This is a genomic window from Lactococcus sp. S47 (assembly GCF_016517475.1).
GTDB lineage: Bacteria > Bacillota > Bacilli > Lactobacillales > Streptococcaceae > Lactococcus > Lactococcus lactis.
In genome coordinates, this window is sequence record NZ_JACVUB010000006.1 from 180,210 (window position 1) to 203,818 (window position 23,609).

Sequence of the window (23,609 nt, forward strand, 5' to 3'; positions counted from 1 at the left end):
GAGGGACAATAACAAAATTTCATAGATATTTATTTATATTTTCTTCTTTTCTAAAATAAGATTTAGCTAAAAAATATAGTTTTTATCATTTTTTACTGACAAATAAATCTGTCAGTAAAAAAACTTGCATCAGCAAGTTTTAAATTTTCATCTTTAATTCTAAATTTGTTTTTCCACTAATCACTTTTTCTGTCAGTAATTTTTTTAATTCTGGTAAGAATTTCAGATTTTGTAAAAAAGTAATTTCTTGAACTTCTATATTAAGCTCATCTTCACTCGGATTAATGAGTTCAACAAAAACTTCTGAATCTGTATATCGCAATATTCCTAACAACCTGTCAGTAAAAAAAGTTGAAAACTCTCCATATTTCAAGCTATTTTCTGACAGACGTTTTTGCGTCCAACTTTTATAAACATTGTAAACATTGGGTGAAATGTTATCCCAAGGAAAATATTTACGATTCTCAGGGTCTTTTCCACCTGACAATCCTGCTTCATCTCCATAGTAAATACAAGGAATTCCTGGTAATACAAAAAGCATTGCTAACGCTACTGACAAATTCTTTTCTCCAACCATTGTCAAAATTCTTTCAGTATCATGAGTCCCTAGATTGTTTAAATTATTATAAAAAATATCTTTAGGATAATTCTCTTGCAAAGTCATCAATTGATGAGCGACATCTTGACTAGAACGATGACCATTTAATAAATTAATAATTAAATCACGAAACGGATAATTCATAGCAGCTTGCAAACTTCCACCAAGAATATAATTTCTTCTTTTTCCATAAGAAATTTTGTTGGAAGCATCTTCCCAAATTTCACCAATCAATATCTTATCTGAATAAGAGTCAAGATTTTCTCGAATTCCTTTAATAAATGAATCAGGGAGTTCATCAGCAACATCCAGACGCCAACCATCAATACCCAAGTCATTCCATTTAGCTAAAACAGAATTTTTCTCACCATAAATAAAATTGCGAAAAGAATCATTATCTTTGTCTATTTCAGGTAAATCTTTAATTCCCCACCAAGATTTATACTCAAAAGGATAATTTTCAAATTTAAACCAATCAAAATAAGGTGAATCAGGATTTTTTGCTGCTCCCTCATCATCGCCATAATCACCATTAATATTGAAATAAAGCGAGTTTTTTCCTACATGAGAAAAAACACCATCCAAAATCAAATGCATTTTTTCTTGATGAAGCAACTGAATCAATTCTTCAAAATCTTCCTGCCTACCTAGCATTGAATCAATTTTTAGGTAATCATTCGTATCATAGCGATGGTTACTTGTACCAGAAAAAATTGGATTAAGATAAATCGCATTGATTCCCAGTTCTTTTAAGTAGGGAATTTTTTTAATAATTCCTCTTAAATTTCCACCGAAAAAATCCCAACGTGCAATATCACCATTTTCTTCTTTAACATAGAAAGGACTATCCGTTTTTCTTCCATAGATAAATGAATTGGGTTTTGGGTGATTGATTTGACCATTTTCATTTCCATTATAGAAACGATCTGGGAAAATTTGATAGAAAACTGCTTCACGATACCAACTGGGAGCTTGATCTTCTTTTTCAAATACAGTCAGCTGATAAGGTTTAACATCATTTTCATCAGTATATAGAAGCCCCTCTCCTCCTATGCCAGAACAACCATAAAATCGCCTAGTTTCTCCCAAATCCGAAGACTCGACTATTTCAAAATGATAAAAATAAAGTCCTGGCTCTTCATCAAAAGGAATGGTAACTCTAAAATCTCCGCCTGAATCTTTGGTCATAGAAAATTCATAACGTTTTCCAAAATCACGTCGAATTACACATGTCACAAGTACAGAAGGTTGGTCAGTTGTAAATCTCAAGCTCATTGAGTTTCCAACCTTGATGGCCCCAAAAGGTTGTTTATAATCTAAATTCCACGGATTATAATAATACATCTAATTCTCATTTCCTTTATTAACACTTAAGGCTAAAGGCACCTAAAATTTACTCTGTCAGTAACAAAAATTTCTGTCAGTAAATTTCTTCATTCTTTTTTAGCCTTTATATACCAAATGTCATCAGCATATTCCCTAACTGTTCGGTCAGAACTAAAACGTCCCACATTGGCAATATTCATTAAACTTGCTTGAGTCCATGCTTTTTGGTCACGGTAAAGTTTTTCAAGTTCAGCTTGTGCCCGAACATAATCATTAAAATCACGAAGTACAAAATATTCATCATTATAGACGGTGAGCGAATCAAAAATTTCACGACCTTCACTTTTAATATTTGGCACCGTTCCATCAATTAAGGCATTCAAAATTCGATTAACTACTGGATTTTGCTCATAAATATCACGCGCATTATAATTACCATTGCGATAATATTCATAAACTTCATCCTTAGTCAGCCCAAAAACAAAATTATTTCCATCCCCTGCCGCTTCAAAAATTTCAATATTTGCGCCATCAAGTGTTCCAATGGTTAAAGCACCATTTAGCATAAACTTCATATTTGAAGTTCCAGATGCTTCTTTAGAGGCCAAAGAAATTTGTTCTCCAACATTGGCTGCTGGGATAATCACTTCCGCCAAACTTACATTATAATTTTCCATAAAGACAACTTTGAGTTTATCTTTAATCGTTTGATCATTATTAATCATATTTGCTATTTCGTTAATTACTTTAATGATAGATTTAGCATAATGATATGAAGGAGCCGCTTTTGCCCCGAAAATAAATACTCGAGGAACCCTATCTAATTCCGGATTATCTTTCAAATCAAAATATAATTTTAGAATATGCAAAGCATTTAACAATTGTCGCTTATAAGCATGCAGCCGTTTTACTTGAACATCAAAAATCGCATCAGGATTAACCGTAATTCCATTTTGTTCTTTAATCACCGCAGCCAATCGTAGCTTGTCATCAAATTTAGCTTTTTGAAGTTGTTCAAGTGTTTTTTCATCATTTTTAAAATTTTTCAGCAGCTTCAATTCATCTAAATCATGACGCCATGATTTACCAATTGTTTCATCAATAATTCCAGACAAGCGTTCATTTGCAATCTGAATCCAACGACGGTCAGCAATTCCATTTGTCTTATTATTAAAACGTTCAGGATAAATTTCATAGAAATCATGAAGTTCAACATCCTTTAATAAATCAGAATGCAATTTGGCTACGCCATTGGTTGAATGTGAACCAATGATTGACAAGTTGGCCATATGAATTTGTCCATCTTTGATAATTCTCGTATTATGCACCAGTGTTGCACCCACTTTAGGAAGCAACTCAGCCGTACGTCTCCGGTCAATTTCCACAATAATTTGATAAATTCGGGGCAAAAGTTGTTTAATCATCTCTTCTGGCCACTTTTCCAAAGCTTCCGATAAAATTGTATGATTGGTATAAGACATTACCTTAAGGGTTGTATCCCAAGCTCGATTCCAGCCCACACCATATTCATCAACTAAAAGGCGCATGAATTCTGGAACACAAAGTGCAGGATGCGTATCATTAATATGGACAGCAATATAATCCCCAATTTTTCGAATATCTTTTTTTTGTGTTCCTTTATAGTGGTGCAAAATTCGTTGAAGTCCAGCAGAAACAAAGAAATATTCTTGCTTCAAACGTAAAAGTCGCCCATCATAATTAGAATCATCTGGATAAAGTTCAGCAGAGAGCATCGAAGTTTGTCGCATATAATCCAAATTTTGAAATTTAGGGTCTAATTCCTCTGGCACTTCTGAGCGCCACAGACACATATTATTGACCGTTGTATTTTCAAAACCAACCATGGGCGTATCATATGGAACAGCTAGAACACGTTCCTGGTCCTTATAATGAGGAATAAGATTTCCTTTTCCATCATCTTCTAACCAAACTTCACCACCAAATGTTACTTCAACTGCTTTGTCTGCTCTACGGACTTCCCAAGGATTCCCATTATTTAGCCAAGAATCAGGTAATTCTACTTGGTAACCATCTACTATTTTTTGTTTGAATAATCCATACCGATAGCGAATGCCATTTCCATTTCCTGGAAGCCCCGTTGAAGCTAAAGAATCCATGAAACAGCTAGCTAAGCGCCCCAAACCTCCATTTCCAATGGCCATATCTGGTTCTATCTTAGCAACCTCATCCAGTTCAATTCCAAAATCATTTAACCCTTCTCGAACGGTATTTAAAATACCCAAGTTAAGTAAATTTGATTTAAGCATTTTTCCTGGTAAAAATTCAATCGAAAAATAATATGCTTGTTTTTTTCCAGTTTCATCCTTATATTGATTATCGGCTACCCAAATATTAGCATAGTAATGTTTCACAACAGATGCCAATGCATCATAAATTTCTTGATAACCTGCTTTTGTCAGGTCAGTCGCAAATTTTGAAGTTAGACGCTCTTCGAAATCTTGCTTAAATTGTTTTTTAGAAAGTTTCAATCGTCGCTCCTTTATTATTCTCAAACATCTTTTATTTTAAAATGAATTCTACCACAATTTAATCACAACCGCAACCGCTTGCGAGGTTTTATAATTCTTGATAGAGTTCAATGTATTGCTGAGCCTTCGTTCCCCAAGAAAAATCTTTACTCATTGCTGATAAAGCCATTTTATTTAAGACTTCTGGTTCTTTTCCATAAACTTCAAGTGCACGATTAATCGTCTCCAATAAAATCTGTCCTTCAAAATCAACAAAACCAAATCCTGTTCCTTCTTTGCTAATAAGATTAAATGGAATCACAGTATCTTTCAAACCACCAATTTCATGAACGATTGGTAAAGTTCCATATCTCATTGCAATCATCTGTGATAGGCCACAAGGTTCAAAAGCAGATGGCATCAAGAAGAAATCAGAACCAGCATAAATTTCCTGTGCAAATTGAAGGTCAAATGCAATATTTGCTGACAACTTATCTGGATATTTTTGAGAAAAATATCTAAAACCTTCTTCAATTTCAGGGAAACCTGTTCCTAATAGGACAATTTGCACATTTTCTTCCAATACTTTTTCCAACTGAGTCAAAACTAAATCAAATCCTTTTTGATTCGTTAAACGGGAGACCATCCCAATCAATGGAACATTTGGATTCAATGGTAATCCTGTTCGCTTTTGGAGCTCTGCTTTCATTTGACCTTTACCAGAAAGCTCTTCCTCGCTGAAATGGTAAGGAATTAATATATCATTTTCGGGATTATAAATATCATAATCTATCCCATTTAAAATTCCAGAAACTTTTCCATCTACATATTGCAAAATCGATTCTAAACCACAACCAAATTCTGAGGTCTGTATTTCCTTAGCGTAAGTTGGCGAAACTGTATTAACCCGATCCGCATATAAAATTCCTGTTTTTAACATATTTAGCATACCATTATGACGGACCACTCCTTCAAAATAGCGCTCCATTCCCATACCAAAAAGCTCACTTAAAGCATCTCCATGCATCAAGCCTTGAAATTCAATATTATGAATGGTCAGTACTGTTTTAATTTTTTCATAGGCCTTAATACAGTTGTATTTTTCTTTAAGTAAAAAGGGAACCATTGCAGTCTGCCAATCATTGACATGCAAAACATCTGGAATGAAATCTAACTTTTCTAAGAGTTGGCAAAGAGCCAAGTCAAAAAAGGCAAAGCGCTCTCCATCATCGCCATAACCATAGAGTTGTCCCCTACCAAAATAATGTTCATTATCTAGAAAATAATACTTCACACCCTCTTTTTCTAGACTTTTAACTCCAACATATTCGTGTCGCCAACCAACATCAACAAAATCATAAAATTCATCTTTTAAAAGTGAACGATATTCTTCTTTCATTTCATTCTTAAAATAAGGAAGGATCACAGCAACTGAATCTATCTCACTTTTTTTAGCCAATTCTTTGGGCAGTGCTCCAGCTACATCTCCAAGTCCTCCCGTCTTAAAAAAGGGGGCACATTCACTTGATGCAAATAAAACTTTCATTTTTCTCTCTTTCATTTCCTCTTTAAAATATAATTCTTTTTTTGAATTTTATTCAAGAACGCCGATAAATATTATCAGCGTCATTTGTCTTCTATAAGATATCTGCGGTAACAACTGTTCCTTTAGGAATCACTACTGGTTTTTCTGAACTACCAATAATTTTGACATTATTTTCGACAACCACTCCTTTATCAATGATGGCAAATTTAACTTGAGCGCCACTTTTAACTTCAGAGTTGGTAAAAACTAATGATTCTTCAATTAAGGCATCATCTTGAATCTTAACTCCACGAGAAATGAGAGAATTTTTTACTTTACCATTGATAATACAACCAGAACCTAATTGACTATTCTCCACTTTACTATTCTCAGAAAAATAAGTGGGAACTTCATTCTTAATCTTAGTATAAACAGGTTGGCTACTATATAAAAGAGAGGTAAAATTTTGGGGGTCGAGCATGACCATATTGGCATCATAAAATGACTTAATATTAGTGATATTACTCATATAACCTGTGTATTCATAAGTATTCACATCATAGTTCTTCATATAAACACGAATGAGACGGGCAATTGAAGTCAATTCTCCTATATCTTGCATCTCTTTTATAAAATTAATCAACCAATCGGTGTTCACGATAAAGAGATTCAAACAAAGAGCTTCTTTTTCTTGGGGATTTTCTAATTGATTAACATAACAGTTACTCATTTTCCCTGATTCATCAAAACGAAGAATAGTATCATACTCACTTGCTAAATCTGGAGAAACTTTTTTATAAACGGTGGTTATTTCCTTACCTGCCAATTTATGTATTTTAAGAACAGCCGTTAAATCGACATTACAAATAAATTTACTGCCCAAAAGAACTGTATATGGTGCTTTAGATTTACGCAAAAAATTTAACTGTTGAGCAAAATAATCCTTACCTTGTTCCCTTAAACGGTCAAAATCTTGTTGAATATAGACAAAGTAACGACTATTAAAGCCATCCAAGCCCCATTCGCCACCTGAACCTAGATGGTCAAAAACAGATTGCGTTTCTCCTTCATTAAAGGTCATAAAAATATTATCTACATGGGCATTTGATAATGATGACAATGGAAAATCAATCAAACGATATTTACAATCAAAAGGAAGAGTAGCAATCGGACGAACCTCTGTTAAGGGGCTTAAGTGTTTGCTTGAAGAAATATTTGAGAGGATTGCTGCCATTTTATTACTATTGTTCATTTTTATTTTCTCCTTTAATTTCTCCGTGGCCAATCACTGCGACTTCATTTTCACCGATTATTTCTACATTATCACCAATTTTTGCATTTTCACCAATGATTGCATTTTTGATTGTAACGTTTTCCCCAATAAATGTCCCAGACATAATGAAACTGTCCTCAATCACTGTTCCTTCTTGAACATGGACATTCTGTGAAAGGATTGAATGAACAACTGTTCCATCAACGTAACAGCCATCACCAACAAGTGCATTTTTTACATTGGATTTTTCTGTGATAAACTGTGGAGCTGAAATATCATTATGTGAATAAATCCGCCAAGATTTATCTGTAATATTTAGTTCATTATTTAAATCAAGAAATTCCATACTGGATTGATGAAGAGAATCAATGGTTCCAACGTCTTTCCAATATCCCTTAAAGCGGTAAGCGAACACATTTTCCCCAGCTTCAATATAAGCCGGGATAACATCTCCACCGAAATCTTCCATTGGATTTCCTTTCGAGTAACCATTCACAAGAACTTCGCGAAGCCTTTTCCAATTGAAAATATAGATTCCCATTGAAGCAAGATTTGATTTTGGTTCTTTAGGTTTTTCTTCAAATTCAATAATTCGCTCATTATCATCGGTGTTCATGATTCCAAAACGGCTTGCTTCTTCAAGCGGAACTTCCATTACCGAAACTGTTAAACTAGCTTCACGTTCTTTGTGGCTTTCTAACATGGCTTCATAATCCATTTTATAAATATGATCTCCCGAGAGAATGAGAACATATTCTGGATTTTGCTGGTCAATATAAGAGATATTTTGATAAACAGCGTGAGAGGTTCCTTCAAACCATTTAGAACCTTCTTGTGAAGAATAGGGTTGGAGAATAGTGACTCCACTATTGATTCCATTTAACCCCCATGGTGCTCCATTTCCAATATGAGCATTTAGAGTTAAAGGTTGATACTGAGTAATGACGCCAACATTTTTTACATTGGAATTTGCACAATTTGATAAGGCAAAATCAATGATACGATAACGACCTCCAAAAGGAACAGCAGGTTTTGCAACATCTTTTGTCAATTTACCTAAACGCGTCCCTTGACCACCAGCAAGAATAAGACCAAGCATTTCAATTGCCATAATGAAACCTCCATTTTTTCACAAAATTTTTGTTTTTTTACATATTTATTATTATTTTATAATTTATACTTTCTAATTCAAAATGATTTACTTTGAAATTTAATAGGCTCTTTTACTTTCTTTGATAAATTTCTTTAAAAATTCAGTCCAATCCTGATTATCAATCAATGTTTCAAGTTGACAATGCAATCGGTAATTCCAGTAATGGTATGGATTTGCTGGAATATTAATTTGTTCGGATTTTGCATCTTCTTTTCGCAATTGTTCACTCATTGCTAACCAATCTTGAATAGGTAAGATAACCATCATCGCATTGGAGTTTAAATGTCTTTTAACTATCTCTTGGATAATTTCTGCACTTGCATAATAAGGAGCTTCGCCATACCAACCCATGACTTCATTGTAGTAACGTTGAATTTCCTCATGATTTTCTTCCCACCAAGCTCTTAGTGGACTTGTATCGTGACTTGAAGTCGTTAGGACCGATAAATAGGGAACTTCGTTTAAAGGACTGACAAATCGATTATCTGAAGGCATTCTCTCAATTATCAAACGTAGAATATTAAGATGATTCATGACATCTGGTACATTGGCGGGAACCATTCCTAAATCTTCACCACAAGCTAACATATTCGTAGCATCTTTTAAAACTGGTAATTTTTCATAGGCCTTTTCTTTCCAAAATTCATAATTCCTTCCATAAAAATAGTCATTATAAAGTTTTTCAAGCCGTCCTTTATAGTCATCACCAAATTCTCGAAAGCTAATTGTTTGCATTAAAGAAATACGTGGATGATATTTCTCTGGATTCTCATCATCTTTTAATAATATTATATTTTCATGTAATTTATAAAGTCCTTCTCGCACCCAATCTTCTAATTGAGCTTTTTCTACTTTTTTCTGGTTATTATACTCATTTTGAAATGTATAATTTCCATTACCTATATAATCCAGAAATGTTTGAATAATCCAATCTCGATTATCTCGGCCAAAAATTTCATCAATTACCCAATCCTTGATGAAAGGATTAATAAACCGCTCGAGGCCCCATTGCCTTAATGGAATACCATAGTTATTTTCAATTTCTTCTGCTGACAAGGCAATAGCTGGTGAAAATTGGCCCAATAAACCTCTTACGGAATCCTCTGGCATCTGCCATATTCTAAAGAAACCAAGAATATGGTCCAGCCGATAAGCATCAAAATAATTAGACATGGCTGTTAACCGTTTTTTCCACCATGCATAACCATCTTCGGCCATTTTTTTCCAATTGTAGGTTGGAAAGCCCCAATTTTGTCCATTTACAGCAAAAATATCAGGAGGAGCGCCAGCTTGTTTATCAAGATGAAAAAGTTCTGGATGAGTCCAAGCGTCTACGGAATCATGAGCAATTCCAATTGCGATATCTCCTTTTAGTGCAATTCCTAATTGATGACAATAGTCAACGGCTTCTGAAAGTTGATAATGCAAAAGGTACTGCACAAAGATATATAAATCCAATTGATTACTTTCTGAAGTTAACTTTTCAAAGAAATCTTCACTATAAGTGGCATACTTTCCCCAATTCATAAAATTAGCACTTTGATTGATATCTCTTAAATACAAAAATGCCGCATAAGCCTTTAACCAATCCTCGTTTTGCTGATAAAATTGCTGATAATCTTTGCTTGCTTTAAATTTATGAGCTGAGTTTTGATAAATAATTTCAGCATATTCCCATTTTAAGGCTAATGCTTTTTCATAATCTATTTTTTCTAAAGCATTTAATTCTAATTCCGCGATGAGAAGCTTTTCTTGTTGAATTTTTGTGTAAGAATCCCAAAAGATATGAATATCTAAATAAATTGGATGCAATGCAAAAACAGAAATGGCACGATAAGGATATGAATCACGCCAGTCCATAAAAGTACTGGTATCATTAATTGGTAATAATTGAATGATGTCCATCCCAGAACGGTGGGCAAAATCGGCTAACTCTTTCAAATCTGAAAATTGCCCTACCCCACTTGAGTTTTCAGTTCTTAGTGAAAAAACTGGAACTGCTATCCCTGTATGGTAAGCTTTTTTTCCGTAAGGTTCAATTGAAAAATTATTGGTGAGCATTTTTACTCCTTAATTCTCTAAAAATAGTGTAGAATCGCAAAAGAAAACGTTTTCTTTTATTATATATCTTTTAAAAAAAATATACCAATATTTAGTGTGATTTTTCAGAAAATTAATAAGTAATGTTAAATAAGATAACTCATTAATTACAAAAGCTAGAAAAACGTAATAAAAAAAAGCTACAGATAAAATTATCGGTAACTTTTTTATTAATTTTATTTTAAGAAGTTAGTTAATACACCATTAATGAATCGGCTTGATTTTTCATCACTAAAGTCTTTTGAAAGCTCAACTGCTTCATTGACCGCAACAACATCAGGTGTTTCTGTATATAATATTTCATAACTAGAAACTTGAAGGATTGCTTGTTCAACAAGAGTCAAACGTGAAAATGACCAAGTTTTTGCCAAATATTTAGAAATATTTGCTTCCAAATCTTCTTTTTTATCTAAAACTCCATCAACAAGTTGTGTAAAGTATTCAGGAGCTTCAAGATCTTCTGGACGATCATTGTCATAATTGAGAACAAAGCGTTTTGTATTTTTCAAAAGCTCTGACAATTGTGATTGAGCATTATTTTCTGCTTGTGCTAATTGTTCATCAAGTTCTTCTTTTAAAGTACTTGGAGTGAATAAATCACTTGTATATTTTTCAAGAACATTTTCATGAAGGAATGAGAAGGTTTTTTGGAAAGTTTCAAGAGATTGTTCAGCTGTCGCATTTTCTGGAAGATTTTTGAAAAATTCTAGAACTTTTGGCGCAACAGGTTCTTCATCAAGTTCAATTTGGAACAAACGAATCAATTTCAAATTTGCCATGACACCAACAAATAAATTTGTTGCTTCATATTCATTCATTTTCTTAGCGTAACCACCAAAATCTCGCATGAAAGCAAGAGCTTTAGCAACCGTTGTTTTCTCGATATCTTTAAGTCCAAGAATTTCATAAATTTCATAAATGGCTTCTAAAGGTTGAGAAAGTCCTTTTGGAAATTTACGAACAGTAATTCGTTCATCACGAAAATCAACGTCAAAACGAACAGTTTGAGAAAGTTCTTCTTCTAATTTTTCAACGTTTTCTCTAAAAGAGCTTATAACATTTGTTGCCATTTCTTTTTGGACAGCATAAGAAAATAAGACCTGGACCGCTCGTTGACGAATCTGGTGTTGAGTGAGCGTCTTAGGCATCAAAAAATCCCTCATCAAACAAGTCTTCAAGCGCTGGTTTTGGTTGTTTTTCAGTCATAATTCCGACAACGTGGATATTGACTTCATCAACAATAATCTCAGTAGCTTGGGCAACTGCTTCTTTCACTTCTTTTTGGATTTTTGTAGCAACGGCTGGTAGGCTTACACCGTAAGTAAGGTACACATAGATATCAACAGCTACTTTATCATCTTTTGAGTCAATATAAACACCACGGCCTTCATTTTTCTTACCAAGGCGGTCTGAAAAACGTTTGTTACGAAGGGCGTGTACCCCATCGATTTTGGCTGTTGTAATACCGATAATTACTTCAAGAACTTCAGGGGCAATGACGATATCCCCAAGTTCTTCAGAATGTACAGTTTTTTCTGCCATTTTGATTTCTCCTTTTGTCTTTGCAAATTTTTCCAATTGGAAAAATTTCACTTACAAAATGAATTTTCTTTACTGACGAAGTCTTTAAACTTCATAAAGTTACTGACGAAAGGCTGTCAGTAACTTTTTTCAGTAATCGTACTTAATTAAGCACGTTTCAAGTATTCACCTGTTTGTGTGTTGATTTCAAGTTTTGTTCCAGCTTCAACGAAATCAGGAACGTTAACAACAAGACCAGTTTCCATAGTTGCTGGTTTACCAGAACCTGTTACTGTTGCACCTTTAATAGATGGTTGTGTTTCAGTAACTTCAAGAACAACTGTTGTTGGAAGTTGAATACCAATTACTTCTGTACCGTAAAATTGAATTTTAACATCTGTATTTTCAAGAACGTAAAGAAGTTCATCTTTAACTTGTTCTACTGGAATTTCATATTGTTCGTAAGTTTCATTGTTCATGAAATTAGCAATACCATCCATTGAGTAGAGGTATTGTGCTGTTACAGTTTCAATAACAGCTTGTTCAAACTTATCTTCAGGACGGTAAGTATCATCAAAAGTTGAACCTGAGCGTACGTCTTTAAGTTTCATACGCATGATTGTATTCCCTTTACCTGGTTTGTGATGACTTGCTTCCATAACGCGGAGAAGTTTTTCCCCATTCAAAAATGTCATGCCTGATTTAAGGTCTTTTGCTAAAACCATGTTTATGTTTCTCCTAGTATTTATAAATTTAGATATTCTGTCATTTTTCTTTTGTCAGCAATTTTTCTGTACACAAAAGAAGTGAAATGACAGGATTTAACATCTTATTTTATCACAAGTTATTGCTTTTTTCAAATAACGATAAGCTCTTTTGGGGCTTTTGTTAAGACTTCACAGCCATTTTCTGTCACTAATAAGTCATCTTCAATTCTGACTCCACCAAATTCAGGAATATAAATTCCTGGCTCATCTGTAATAACCATCCCAGCTTCCAAGTGATTTTCTGTCATTGATTGATTAAAATAAGGAATTTCATGAACATCTAAACCAAGTCCATGTCCAATTCCATGCGTAAAATACTGACCAAAATTGGCTTCTTCAATGATGGTACGCGGAACCTTATCATATTCGGCATAAGTCATTCCCGCTTTGACTTCTTTGATAAGTGTTTCATTAGCCTTACGCACGGTTTCATAAATTGTTCGCATCTTGTCATCTACAGAACCCACAAAAATTGTTCTGGTCATATCGCTAGCATAATGTTCATAATAACAACCAAAATCAATGGTCACTGGATCACCAAATTGAATCATTTTACTGGTCGCAACGCCATGAGGCAAGCTACTTCTCTTGCCTGAGGCAACAATGGTTTCAAAGGAAATTCCGCTCGCCTCTAAATCACGCATTTTGAAATCAAGAAAATTAGCAACTTCAATTTCAGTTCGGCCCGGCTCAATGAATTTTAAAGCTGACATAAACGCTTCATCAGCAATTGCACAGGCTTTTTTTATCAAATCAATCTCTGTGTCATCTTTAAATTGGCGCAATTCCAAAACAAAATTACTTGTGGCTAAAAGTTCTAATCCTGGAGTCGCTTCAGAAAGTTTTTTAAAGAAAGCATAGTCAACTGTTTCTTCAAAAGCTACATTTTTAATTGATTCACTTGCTGACAGGTCTGTCAGTAAACTTATTGGATCTCTTGTTTCAATAATTTCAAAATCACTAATCAATCCACGCGCCATTTCACTATAACGGCTGTCTGTCATAAAAATATTTCGCTTCGCTGTCAAAAAAACTGTGCCCGCGGTTCCAGAAAATCCTGTCAGATAAAAGATATTCTTCATATCAGTAATCAATAAACTATCAATATTTTCTGTCAGCATTTTTGCTTTTAATTTTTCAATTCTCATTTTATTCTCCTTTAAATTAAGAATTAAACTTTAAAATATTTCTTCATTTTCTTACATGATAACACAAAAACGCTAACATGAGTTAACGTTTCCTTTTAATTTATTTTTTAAGCGGAAGTAGGGCATCAGCTAATTTAGCAAATTCTTCAATAGATAAGGCTTCACCACGAATTGTTGGCGATATTTCTGCTTGTGCCAATAATTTTTCAATTTCAGGTTTACTTTCTTTACCAAAAGCTGCTTGTAAATTATTCATCAATGTTTTACGACGATGTACAAAACTGCTGTGCATCGTTTTAAAGAACCATTCATCATCTTCTACTTCAACCAATGGTGCTTCACGACGAACCATTTTTAAAATAGCTGAATCAACATTTGGTGCTGGAATAAAGACCGTTCGAGGTACGATAAAGGCTACACTTGCTTCCATATAATATTGAACAGCAATTGATAATGAGCCGTAAGCTTTAGTTTTAGGACTTGCAGCAATTCGGTCTGCCACTTCTTTTTGCATCATCACCACAAATTCTGAAAATGGAATTTTGCTTTCAATCAAATGCATCAAAATCGGTGTTGTGATGTAATAAGGTAAATTTGCAACCACTTTGATTGGTAAATTTGGATTTTTAAATTTTTGAATTTCCGAAAGTAAATCAACTTTCAAAATATCAGCCGAAACCAAGGTAAAATTATCGTAAGGTGCCATCGTTTCTTCTAAAATTGGAATCAAAGATTTGTCAATTTCAAAAGCCATCACTTCAGCTGCTTCTTCCAATAGATATTGGGTCAAAGAACCAATACCTGGGCCAATTTCAATGACATTTACTTCTTTTGAAAGTTCAGCAGTTTGAGTAATTTTTGTCAGAATATTATGGTCTGTCAGGAAATTTTGTCCAAATTTTTTCTTAAAATTAAAATCATGGCGACGTAAAATGTCCTGAGTACGGATAATATTGGAAATGCGGTCTATGTTGTTTTCTGTCATTTTTTCTTTCTTTTACTTTTTATGTATTTTAAAACTGATATTCAGTTTTTGTCAGTAAATTTTACTGACAGAAACCATTGATGTATTATATCAGCGACATTTATCTTCTGTCAGTAATTCTTCATTACATTTTCAATTTGTTCTTTTGTAATTTTAAACATGTTAAGTCGTTTCTTAATTTGTTTTCCATTCGCATAACCAATTCTGAGTTGCTCACAAAGAAATTCTCGACGTTTTCTACTGTCAGCGGCCATAACTAAGCCAAAGCTCATTAAATCAGTTTGTGTCAGTTCTGTCAGTAATTCTTTTTTACTGACAGAACTTCTGTCAGAGGATGGTCCTTGCGTTTTAGCACTTCCAAATTCATCAGTAACTTTTTCTCCACCAAATACTTCTGCCAAAGCCTGATTCAGTGCTTCAAAATTTGCATGCTCAACTCCTAAAGAACCTTTTCCTTTAGGTCTTGCCTCATCGCGATTTAAAAAAGCATGTTTAGCATTTGGAACGGCTTGCATTATGATTTTACGAATTCGTTCTCCTTGGAAATCTGGATCAGTAAAAACAATAATTCCTCGCTTATCTTCTAACCTCTTTAGTCGTTCTAAATCTCTGTCATCAATAGATGAGCCTCCTGTTTCATAGGTCTCACAGTCAAAATAACGCTTAAGATTCGCTGTGTCATCTCGTCCCTCTACCACAATTACTTCATTAATTTTTTGCTTTTCTACCATAATTTGCTAAATATTTCTCTTTATCTTTTCGATTTTTAAGGATAATCACTTTACTTTCAACATTAAATTCTTTTATTTTTTGCTCAATCTGTGGAAACTCTTTTTCAGGAAAGGTCCAAACAAATTTTAAAAATTCCAGATATTCTTTATCCCATTTTTCTTTAAACTCTTCAGCAATATCTGGACGATTTTTACCAAAAACACGACTCTTAATCGAGCGCTTAATCACCCGAAACGTTGTTTTTAAACGGGGCGTCTTCAACCAGATTACTTCATCAGCAAAAGGTAATCGCTCATCTAAAGTTGAACCGTAATTTCCATCAATAATCACATTTTCATTTTGGAAAATAAAAATTCTTGTCGCCTCACGTAACTTTTCTCTGGCAATTTCACTTGGATATTTATGAAAAACCTTATCTAAATGCAAAATAGGATAACTTGTAATTTTTCCTAGTTCTCTTGCAAAAGTTGATTTACCACTTCCTGAACTACCAATAATCATAATTTTCATAAAAATAGCTCCTATCCAAATCAAAATAAATACGAATTTATTTTTTCAAGCCAAAAATCCTCAAGGCATTTTCTGTTGTCGCTTTAGCCACTTCATCAGCAGAAATTTCACGTAATTCAGCAATTTTCTCAACAATAAATTTTGTGTAAGCTGGTCTATTTTCTTTTCCACGATATGGCATTGGTGTTAAATAAGGCGCATCAGTTTCCACTAAAATTTTATCCAAGGGAACTGTAGCCGCAGCCTCCTGAACATCAAGAGCTTTCTTAAAAGTGACCACGCCTGAAAAAGAAATCATCATTCCAAGCTCTACAAATTTCAACGCCTCATCGGCTGTCCCAGAAAACGAATGCATAATCGCACCAGCAGGACCAACACCTTCTGATTTAATAATTTCATAAGTATCATCAAGAGCATCACGTGTATGAACTTGAAAAGGCAGACTCATTTCCTTAGAAATCTGAATTTGTCTTCTAAAAACTCGTTCTTGTTCTTCTTTCGGACGGACCATCCAGTGATAATCCAAACCAATTTCTCCAAGAGCAATAACTTTTTTTGCTGACAGCTTGGTCAGTAAATAATTTTCAGCTTGGTCATCAAATTCAGCAGCATCATCAGGATGCCAGCCAATTGTTGCGTAGCATTCTTCAAATTTCTCAGCCAACAAAAGTGCTGCATCATTTAATTCATAATTACTTCCAACATTATTAATTCTTGTCACTCCAAATGTTTGAGCTTGGACTAATTCATCTTGAATTCGTCCTTCAAATTCACTAGTATTTAGATGAGTATGTGTATCAAAAATTTCCATTATCTTTTTATTTATACTTCCTTATTCTTCCTCAAAAGTCTCTAACAATAGTTTTTAGAAGAATTTCAAAAATTGATATTCCCTAATCTTCCTCATGATTCTTTTTGCTTTGGTTAATTCTTGGTTAGTTTCTTGGTTAGTTATTTTAGAGATTAATTTGGTTCAACTTTTGACTAATTTCATTTTTTATTGTACCACTTATATGAGAATAAATCCTCAGAGTAATTGACTCGTCTCTATGACCAACCCGTTCCATAATTGCTTTAATTGGAACTCCAAGTTCCACGAGTAATGATACATGAGAATGTCTCAATAAATGAATACCATATTTTCTTTCACTCCCTAATACTTTTTGACAATTATCACAAATAAACTTATAAAATACAGGTTGTCTGAAAATCCCACCAACCGCATTTACAAAAACAAACTTATCATCTAAACAGTTTTTTTGGAAATAATCAATAATTTCCAAGCAACGATTACTTAAACTAATCGTGCGGATTGAGCCTATTGTTTTAGGTGTTTGAATAACTCGATCATCATATTTTCCAACACGATATTCTAAAGTATGGTCAATTCTTAGTAACTTATTTTTAAAATCAATATCTTGATAACGAATAGAAGCAAATTCACCGAATCTACATCCTGTTAGAAAAATAAATTCCATAGCTAGAGTGTATCTTATATCTTTTTTATAAGATTTACAAAATATCAAAACAGAACTCATTTCTTCTTTACTTAAAAATTTTTCATTTGCCCGTTCTAATGTTTCAATTTCTAACCTTACTTTAGGTAATACTACTTTGTCAGCTGGGTTTGAATCAATATACCCGATATTTTCAGCATATCTGAACAAAATTCTAATGTAAATTCTACGATTTTTTCTTGTTGAATTTGCAATATCTAATTCCATCAAATAGCTTTGTATATCTGCACTCGTTACTTTTGAGACTTTATATTTTGAAAATTTTTCGATAAATCCTCTTAAAGAAATTTGCTCCGCTACAAAGCTTGCTGGCTTAACGTCTTGTTTTCTAATTACAACCCACTCTTCATAAATTTCTTGTACAGTCTTATTTTGAACGATTTGTTCCTGAAGCTCGTTAGCAGTTGGTACTTTTTTTGATTGTTCAATTTTTCTTGCTAATCTATTTTTAGCTTCTGATTGAGCAACCCTTGATTTTGATTTTAAAGTGACCGTTACTTGTCGCCATTTATTTCTCTTTTCATCGAAATATTTTTCAAAATATCTATATTTTCCACTATCAAGTTGCTTATAAAACATATTTCCTCCTTTTACCAAAGATAAAAGAAAGCTATACAGCACTTATATTATATCATATCTGCATATTACTTTTATCTTTTTTTCAAATTGTACTTTCTCTTAACTTTTGCTTATACTCTAAAAAAGATTTATACCCCTCGACATTTATATAGACACGTTTATGACTGGGTCGTAATATATAAACATTAAACTCTGTCCGTCTCATTTCTGTTAAATCATTATTAAGTGTTTTTATAGGTACATCAAATAATTCTGAAATTCCTCGTTTATCTTTATAATTTTCTTCCATTTTTTCCTCCAGTAAACAAAGAGCAAGATTCCTCTTGCTCTTTTACTTAACCTTTAAATATCTCTAATATATCCATGACTTGTTTTTGAATAATCACCAATTGCTAAATCTCGACCATAAGCACCGAAGTTAAAATATCTTTGTAACGTTTCTACACTTAGAACTTCTAAACCGCCCATTTGCTCGATTAATTCTTGTGCCAAACCTTCATCATTTTCTGCTTCTACAAAGTCCAAATCATCTTTATTATCGATAATATCATCAATACTATAAATTTCAAGAAAATCTTTTAAATGAACTATATCAGAAATTTCCTCTAATTTTTCCGCATACTCATTTAGTTCTTGAATTGATGAATACTCGCCAACTTTGTAGCCGTAAAAATTTTCAAAGTCATGTATTGCATATTCTTCCCCATGCTCTACATCTAAAAGTAAATCTGATTTAATTCTTGAAAAATCAACAGTTAATTCATACCACTTACCCCTTGTTCTTCCATTGTTATAACTGTTTAAATTTACAACATAAATTTTTGGTGTTTCCATATTCTTCTCTTTTCTGTTTATTATTTTCCTATTACGTAATGTAATTGACTAGCTTGCGCTTTTATTAAAACTTGGAAAGTATAAACTGTGCTAAAACCAGTTCCTGACTGTGAAATCAAGACTGAACCGTCTGAATGTATTCCTTCCACAAAAGCCACGTGACCGTATTGTGGGTCAGCAGTCCATTGACCGCCTACTGTTTCACCCCCACTAAAGCTAACCGCACTATGGAGTGTTGGAGTAGTGGTCACTGTATAACCTGCTTGTTTTTGCCAATCAGCTCCATTTCCCATATACATTCCAAAAGTAATACCGAAATCTTTTGCTCGATTCCATGTGAACCAAGTACATTGTTTATACTCATAACTTGTCGCAAGATAACCGCTTGTATTAATTTGTTTATCTAAAGTCCAGCCTGAAGGTATATCTGGAGTAATTCCTGAACCGCCACCCGTTCCACTATCACCACCAGTTGTCATGAACGTGTACCAATATTCCGCAAATCCTTGACGTTTTGAAAGGCTATCAACCGCCCCTGCACGTTCCCACTTTCGCATAATATCTTCAGTTGTTTGCTTAACATTAGTTCCCTTGACTAATTTTTTAAGTAAAGTTGAATCTGTACCGTCTTGCTCAAACATGAACTTGACTTGAAGATTAGTATCTGTCCAAGATTTCTTCTGACTTTTCGCATAGTTAAGCAAATTTACTCGCCTGCCACTATCCCATTGAGCCAAACCGAAAGCATAACCCCCTAAAGTGGTATCCATTGCTTTTACTTCATTATAGGTTGCATTAGATTGAATAATTGAAGGTTGAAGTTCACTTTCTGCTTGATTATTACCAAGTAAAGCAGCCGCCCCTTCTTTCGTTCCACCTTCTTTTAGAACTCTATCCCAAATCGTTTTTGCGACTTGTTGCTGTGAAGTATTAACATTAATATTTGTATCTGAAGATGAATCACTTGAACCTACAAATAGAGCAAAGAAAGCTAGAATTGGCAATAAAAGCAATAAAAAAGGAAGGCTAACTAATATAACCTTCCGTTTAATCACCTTTTTCATTTTTCCCCTCTCTATTACTTAATCACAAATGGATTATCTGGTATTTTTTGAGTAAATGGATTGTCATTGTCCTTTTCCCACGACTCTTTTTTTCTTTTGTTGTGGTTTTTTTATACCTTCAGGCATATTTTTACCATGTAAAACTTTTGGTTTCCCTGCATTTTCAGCAATTATTGGTGATGCACTGGAATTATTCTTATTGCCTTCATTAATCACATTTTTATTAATTGATGGTTTAATGGTGTCAGCTGATTTTGATTTATTTTTCATCATTAGGTCAACTTTATCCAATGTTTCACTTTTTGATTTTTTATCATTGGCTGAACTAGGATTATTTTTAAGAAATTCCTCTGCTCTAGCATTAGTTGCATCATACATGTTTTTTATTCCTTCACGTTTACCGTTGCGTTTATTTTGAAGATTATTATATGCTTCAGTATTTTTACGCAAACGTTGTTTATCAAACGCTTCGCGGAATTTAGAACGCTTTGTATTTTCTGACTGATTGAATTTACCTTGACGTTTATTCATTTTTTCTCTCAACTTTTGCTCACGTTGATTAAGTTTTTGACCCTTTTCAGAATCAGAACCCTTTTTTTGCAATTTGTCTAAGGTTTTATTGTAACGTTGGTTATCCCAACCATGTCTAAGCGAACCAGTACCTGCTGTAACTTTATCTTTCGCAAATTTACCTGCAAGCATGCCTGCGGTTACTCCACCAGTTACCCCTGCTAAAACAGGAGCTTTCAACGTTCCCATTGCTTTTGCCTTTGCATTTGATAACATGTTATCCATACGACCAGTGAATTTTCCTTGCCCCATGTGATGAGATGAGAAAATACGTATAATTTGTTTACGTTTAATATAAACAAAAATATAAAGTCCAATCTTTACTAGGGTTTATAAAAAAATAATTACTTCCTAAAAGAGAACTTAGTGCTAGACTAACAATTCCGTCAAATAGACCAATGAGAGCTGTTCCAAATACCCCTAAACCTGATAAAATCAGCACACCAAAACTTGTTTTACCCCATTTGATTATTGTTTGTTCAAAGCAAGGGAAAAATGATGCAATCGCTACAAATGGTAATATAAACACTAAAATGATGAAGAAGAAATCCATAAAGAATGAGAAAATAGAAAAGAATAAATAAATTGCCCCAAGCAATAAAGCATTAAATACACTTGCTAGTGCTGTTAAAAATTTATCCCCTAGTTTTTTAAAGGTTAAGTGTTTATCTTTTAAATCTTCTTGTATTTTCTTAATCGAATCGTTATCATCATCTGAAGTAAGCAAACGGTCAATATCACTCTGCTTAATATTTATTTTTCCGTCTTTATCTATCTTGACATTATCAAAATTAAGGTAAAGGAAAGGAATTTTAACCATTGTCGTAAATAAGTCATTTTTATCAGTTCCTGAAACACCTGCTACTGAGATAGTTTTAACAACACTTGTTGTAACATCATTCATTGCATCATGAACTTTAGTCACTAGGCTATTTCCCCCATAAACAAAAAATGTACTTAAAGCAATGATTAAAAGAACTTTTCTAATTCCCTGCATCATTTGCTTATTTAAAAAATAATATAGAAGTGTCAAAAACAGCCCCATAGCGACTATCGGAAGTAACTCTGGACTCATAAACTTACCGTAAATTGTTTGAGCAGTTTGGAAAACAGATGCTCTCCAATTGCTGAGTATTGAATTACCATTTAAGCCTTGATTGACAAAATTTACAAATTGATAAATGGTTTTCGTCACGAAAAATTGTGACCGTATAAACACCATTTGAATACCTGCGGTAAATGAAGGAAGTATCACGACTTTATCACTTGCATACATATAAGAGGTATAATTATCTAAATCTTTTCTAGCTTCCTCATTTTTAGCTTCATCTACTACTGTACTTGGAGAATTAGCATCTCCATAGTCGTTCATATATAGAAAAACAAATCCTACACAAGATAGACTTTTAGAACTGGCAGATTACTTTAATGTCAGCGTTGATTATCTTTTAGGACGTACGGAAAATCGTAAAGAAGGTTTAACTGACCAAGAAAACGACCTTGTACGTGCTTTTCGTATTGAATCAGAAGATATGACTGAAGAGGAACAGGCTCAATTTAATAAATCTCTTAAAGATATGATGAAGATCGCTAAAGACTTATTAAATGATGATTCAAACTGGAAAAAATAATCTATATCTTTATGAAAAAGTTTGAATACAGAGTTGTTAGTCCTACTACTTTTGCAAAATGCCTTGATATGGCGAATAGTCTCCTTAATAAAGTTTCAAAATACACTCAAAAATCTATTTCTAAAATTTCACCTTCAGACATAATAGATTATTTTGAAAATAAATTTAATATTCTTTTTGTTTTTTTTGAATCAGAACCAACTTCAACAATCAAGTATAATGATATTGTCCTAAACTTCAAATATCAAACTCTCAATAAAGATTTAGTTAATAGAATTTCTGGTGTTACTATTCCTAAAAATAGTAGAAGTGTTATCATGCTTAATCAAACTATGCCTAAACCTAGAGTTTTTTTCACCATTTTGCATGAACTTTCTCATTTATATTTTCATGATATGAGTAATAACAAACAAATTTTTGCTTCAAAGTTTTCAGGAGTATATCCTGACGAATTAATGCCTTTTGAGGATGAAGCAAATATTATCGCTTCACTCTTGTTCTGTTCAACTCCAAAATTAGAAATGCTTTTAACTAGAAATTATTCTTTTGACAAAATTAAAAGTATAACTGGTATGAGCATTAAAGGACTACATAGCAGACTTTTGAATTATTTAAATCACGTCTTAGGATTGAGTAATCCTGAAGCATTAGAGCTTGTTTTGAAGCTCAGAGATAACGATTATAAAACTACTATTCAAATTAAACATCTTGTCAATAATAAAAATAAGCCGTGGATTTGTTATAGAGCAAGACGTTTGCGTTTCCTTTTTAAAAAATTTATCCATGAAAGAATTAATTGACGAACTAGAATATGCCCAGTCAACCAAAAATTCAATATTGGAACAACTGGTAATGAAAGAGTATTATCATAAACAATGATAGTATATTTCAAACTTTAAATACTAGCTTGGTTAAAAAGTCTAAAAAAAAAGAGCTACACTCTATTAATTGGTGGCTCTTTTTCCTATTATTCATATGTCTAAATTATTTAAATTTATAATTTAATATTTTCAATTATTCTTAACATTTTTATAGAAAGCTAATATCAGGCTAACACCAATAAGAGAAATACCTAAGATAAACATAAGCACAGTTATTCCTTGCTTTTCTCCCGTTCGCGGCAAACTATTTGAAGTAGTAGTATTATTTATCCTACTAGCTGAATGACTAGAACTTTGAGGAGATATAGGATTTACCGGTATATTGTTCTTCGTATAAATGTAGGTCACTGTTTGAGCTTGGTCTGTGAAAGTACCTGTGGCGCTTCCTTGAACCTCTTTGAAGGTG

The 23,609-nt window shown here is 33.2% G+C and carries 22 protein-coding genes; 1 reads left to right on the plus strand and 21 read right to left on the minus strand.

All coding sequences use genetic code 11. The annotated features are described in order from the left end of the window. Positions 1–139: 139 nt before the first annotated feature. The 20 genes from IAE52_RS08040 to IAE52_RS11560 form a co-directional block, all read right to left on the minus strand. The gene (locus tag IAE52_RS08040) at positions 140–1,942 is read right to left on the minus strand and encodes a glycoside hydrolase family 13 protein (protein ID WP_033898724.1); all 1,803 of its coding nucleotides are present in this window, start codon (positions 1,940–1,942) and stop codon (positions 140–142) included. Between the two features lie 89 nt (positions 1,943–2,031). After that, entirely contained in the window at positions 2,032–4,434 is a 2,403-nt protein-coding gene (locus tag IAE52_RS08045; RefSeq protein WP_103054582.1) for a glycogen/starch/alpha-glucan phosphorylase, read from the minus strand. An 88-nt stretch (positions 4,435–4,522) separates the two neighbouring features. Beyond that, a complete protein-coding gene (glgA, locus tag IAE52_RS08050; RefSeq protein ID WP_162551430.1) occupies positions 4,523–5,959 on the minus strand; it encodes a glycogen synthase GlgA in 1,437 nt (478 codons plus the stop codon). Between the two features lie 91 nt (positions 5,960–6,050). Then, positions 6,051–7,190 carry a glucose-1-phosphate adenylyltransferase subunit GlgD gene (gene glgD / locus IAE52_RS08055; RefSeq protein WP_014570453.1) on the minus strand — a complete coding sequence of 380 codons (1,140 nt, stop codon included), beginning with the start codon at positions 7,188–7,190 and terminating at the stop codon, positions 6,051–6,053. After that, on the minus strand, positions 7,180–8,322 hold the full coding sequence (locus IAE52_RS08060; protein WP_033898720.1) for a glucose-1-phosphate adenylyltransferase: 1,143 nt from the start codon (positions 8,320–8,322) through the stop codon (positions 7,180–7,182). The genes glgD and IAE52_RS08060 overlap by 11 nt, the downstream gene beginning before the upstream one ends. Positions 8,323–8,421: 99 nt before the next feature. Beyond that, on the minus strand, positions 8,422–10,425 hold the full coding sequence (locus IAE52_RS08065) for a 4-alpha-glucanotransferase (protein WP_109990716.1): 2,004 nt from the start codon (positions 10,423–10,425) through the stop codon (positions 8,422–8,424). Between the two features lie 215 nt (positions 10,426–10,640). Then, positions 10,641–11,612, minus strand: a complete 972-nt coding sequence (gene nusB / locus IAE52_RS08070) for a transcription antitermination factor NusB (protein ID WP_033898717.1) — start codon at positions 11,610–11,612, stop codon at positions 10,641–10,643. Beyond that, the gene (locus IAE52_RS08075) at positions 11,605–12,006 is read right to left on the minus strand and encodes an Asp23/Gls24 family envelope stress response protein (RefSeq protein WP_021722362.1); all 402 of its coding nucleotides are present in this window, start codon (positions 12,004–12,006) and stop codon (positions 11,605–11,607) included. Before IAE52_RS08075 ends, nusB begins: the two co-directional genes overlap by 8 nt. A gap of 146 nt (positions 12,007–12,152) precedes the next feature. Continuing rightward, a complete protein-coding gene (efp, locus tag IAE52_RS08080) occupies positions 12,153–12,710 on the minus strand; it encodes an elongation factor P (RefSeq protein ID WP_003129623.1) in 558 nt (185 codons plus the stop codon). 131 nt (positions 12,711–12,841) lie between these two features. Next, positions 12,842–13,900: an aminopeptidase P family protein gene (locus IAE52_RS08085; protein ID WP_109990715.1), complete on the minus strand. Its 1,059-nt coding sequence runs from the start codon at positions 13,898–13,900 to the stop codon at positions 12,842–12,844. Between the two features lie 100 nt (positions 13,901–14,000). After that, positions 14,001–14,885 carry a 16S rRNA (adenine(1518)-N(6)/adenine(1519)-N(6))-dimethyltransferase RsmA gene (gene rsmA / locus IAE52_RS08090; protein ID WP_200136768.1) on the minus strand — a complete coding sequence of 295 codons (885 nt, stop codon included), beginning with the start codon at positions 14,883–14,885 and terminating at the stop codon, positions 14,001–14,003. 110 nt (positions 14,886–14,995) lie between these two features. After that, positions 14,996–15,616 carry a ribonuclease M5 gene (gene rnmV / locus IAE52_RS08095; protein ID WP_021464908.1) on the minus strand — a complete coding sequence of 207 codons (621 nt, stop codon included), beginning with the start codon at positions 15,614–15,616 and terminating at the stop codon, positions 14,996–14,998. Then, complete coding sequence (locus IAE52_RS08100; protein WP_010905512.1) at positions 15,594–16,127, minus strand: hypothetical protein; 534 nt, start codon at positions 16,125–16,127, stop codon at positions 15,594–15,596. The genes rnmV and IAE52_RS08100 overlap by 23 nt, the downstream gene beginning before the upstream one ends. 37 nt (positions 16,128–16,164) lie before the next feature. Next, positions 16,165–16,938 (minus strand): TatD family hydrolase, encoded by a 774-nt coding sequence (locus tag IAE52_RS08105; RefSeq protein WP_033898707.1) that lies wholly within the window; start codon positions 16,936–16,938, stop codon positions 16,165–16,167. 145 nt (positions 16,939–17,083) lie between these two features. Then, entirely contained in the window at positions 17,084–18,223 is a 1,140-nt protein-coding gene (locus IAE52_RS08110; RefSeq protein ID WP_109990714.1) for a site-specific integrase, read from the minus strand. Positions 18,224–18,305: 82 nt separating this feature from the next. Next, positions 18,306–18,512, minus strand: coding sequence for an excisionase Xis (xis, locus tag IAE52_RS08115; protein WP_017864269.1), 207 nt, complete (start codon positions 18,510–18,512; stop codon positions 18,306–18,308). Between the two features lie 53 nt (positions 18,513–18,565). Further along, positions 18,566–19,057, minus strand: coding sequence for an antirestriction protein ArdA (locus IAE52_RS08120; RefSeq protein ID WP_109990713.1), 492 nt, complete (start codon positions 19,055–19,057; stop codon positions 18,566–18,568). A gap of 20 nt (positions 19,058–19,077) precedes the next feature. Next, on the minus strand, positions 19,078–20,121 hold the full coding sequence (locus IAE52_RS08125) for a phage tail tip lysozyme (protein ID WP_200136769.1): 1,044 nt from the start codon (positions 20,119–20,121) through the stop codon (positions 19,078–19,080). Between the two features lie 63 nt (positions 20,122–20,184). Next, a complete protein-coding gene (locus tag IAE52_RS11555; protein WP_233610971.1) occupies positions 20,185–20,943 on the minus strand; it encodes a hypothetical protein in 759 nt (252 codons plus the stop codon). A gap of 37 nt (positions 20,944–20,980) precedes the next feature. Then, positions 20,981–22,063, minus strand: coding sequence for a hypothetical protein (locus tag IAE52_RS11560; protein WP_233610972.1), 1,083 nt, complete (start codon positions 22,061–22,063; stop codon positions 20,981–20,983). A gap of 270 nt (positions 22,064–22,333) precedes the next feature. Between IAE52_RS11560 and IAE52_RS08135 the strand changes: the two genes are divergently transcribed. Beyond that, positions 22,334–23,122, plus strand: coding sequence for an ImmA/IrrE family metallo-endopeptidase (locus IAE52_RS08135; protein ID WP_233610973.1), 789 nt, complete (start codon positions 22,334–22,336; stop codon positions 23,120–23,122). A 210-nt stretch (positions 23,123–23,332) separates the two neighbouring features. Here the strand turns inward: IAE52_RS08135 and IAE52_RS08140 are convergent. Further along, the coding region (locus tag IAE52_RS08140; RefSeq protein WP_200136770.1) for a MucBP domain-containing protein at positions 23,333–23,609 on the minus strand (277 nt) is incomplete at its 5' end.

What these genes read in the sequence shown, in the direction of transcription:
- IAE52_RS08040 (WP_033898724.1), bottom strand. Translation starts at nt 1,942, where the DNA reads ATGTATTATTATAATCCGTGGAATTTAGATTATAAACAACCTTTTGGG.
- glgA (WP_162551430.1), bottom strand. Translation starts at nt 5,959, where the DNA reads ATGAAAGTTTTATTTGCATCAAGTGAATGTGCCCCCTTTTTTAAGACG.
- glgD (WP_014570453.1), bottom strand. Translation starts at nt 7,190, where the DNA reads ATGAACAATAGTAATAAAATGGCAGCAATCCTCTCAAATATTTCTTCA.
- IAE52_RS08060 (WP_033898720.1), bottom strand. Translation starts at nt 8,322, where the DNA reads ATGGCAATTGAAATGCTTGGTCTTATTCTTGCTGGTGGTCAAGGGACG.
- IAE52_RS08065 (WP_109990716.1), bottom strand. Translation starts at nt 10,425, where the DNA reads ATGCTCACCAATAATTTTTCAATTGAACCTTACGGAAAAAAAGCTTAC.
- nusB (WP_033898717.1), bottom strand. Translation starts at nt 11,612, where the DNA reads ATGCCTAAGACGCTCACTCAACACCAGATTCGTCAACGAGCGGTCCAG.
- IAE52_RS08075 (WP_021722362.1), bottom strand. Translation starts at nt 12,006, where the DNA reads ATGGCAGAAAAAACTGTACATTCTGAAGAACTTGGGGATATCGTCATT.
- efp (WP_003129623.1), bottom strand. Translation starts at nt 12,710, where the DNA reads ATGGTTTTAGCAAAAGACCTTAAATCAGGCATGACATTTTTGAATGGG.
- IAE52_RS08085 (WP_109990715.1), bottom strand. Translation starts at nt 13,900, where the DNA reads ATGAGAATTGAAAAATTAAAAGCAAAAATGCTGACAGAAAATATTGAT.
- rsmA (WP_200136768.1), bottom strand. Translation starts at nt 14,885, where the DNA reads ATGACAGAAAACAACATAGACCGCATTTCCAATATTATCCGTACTCAG.
- rnmV (WP_021464908.1), bottom strand. Translation starts at nt 15,616, where the DNA reads ATGGTAGAAAAGCAAAAAATTAATGAAGTAATTGTGGTAGAGGGACGA.
- IAE52_RS08100 (WP_010905512.1), bottom strand. Translation starts at nt 16,127, where the DNA reads ATGAAAATTATGATTATTGGTAGTTCAGGAAGTGGTAAATCAACTTTT.
- IAE52_RS08105 (WP_033898707.1), bottom strand. Translation starts at nt 16,938, where the DNA reads ATGGAAATTTTTGATACACATACTCATCTAAATACTAGTGAATTTGAA.
- IAE52_RS08110 (WP_109990714.1), bottom strand. Translation starts at nt 18,223, where the DNA reads ATGTTTTATAAGCAACTTGATAGTGGAAAATATAGATATTTTGAAAAA.
- xis (WP_017864269.1), bottom strand. Translation starts at nt 18,512, where the DNA reads ATGGAAGAAAATTATAAAGATAAACGAGGAATTTCAGAATTATTTGAT.
- IAE52_RS08120 (WP_109990713.1), bottom strand. Translation starts at nt 19,057, where the DNA reads ATGGAAACACCAAAAATTTATGTTGTAAATTTAAACAGTTATAACAAT.
- IAE52_RS08125 (WP_200136769.1), bottom strand. Translation starts at nt 20,121, where the DNA reads ATGAAAAAGGTGATTAAACGGAAGGTTATATTAGTTAGCCTTCCTTTT.
- IAE52_RS11555 (WP_233610971.1), bottom strand. Translation starts at nt 20,943, where the DNA reads ATGGGGCAAGGAAAATTCACTGGTCGTATGGATAACATGTTATCAAAT.
- IAE52_RS11560 (WP_233610972.1), bottom strand. Translation starts at nt 22,063, where the DNA reads ATGAACGACTATGGAGATGCTAATTCTCCAAGTACAGTAGTAGATGAA.
- IAE52_RS08135 (WP_233610973.1), top strand. Translation starts at nt 22,334, where the DNA reads ATGAAAAAGTTTGAATACAGAGTTGTTAGTCCTACTACTTTTGCAAAA.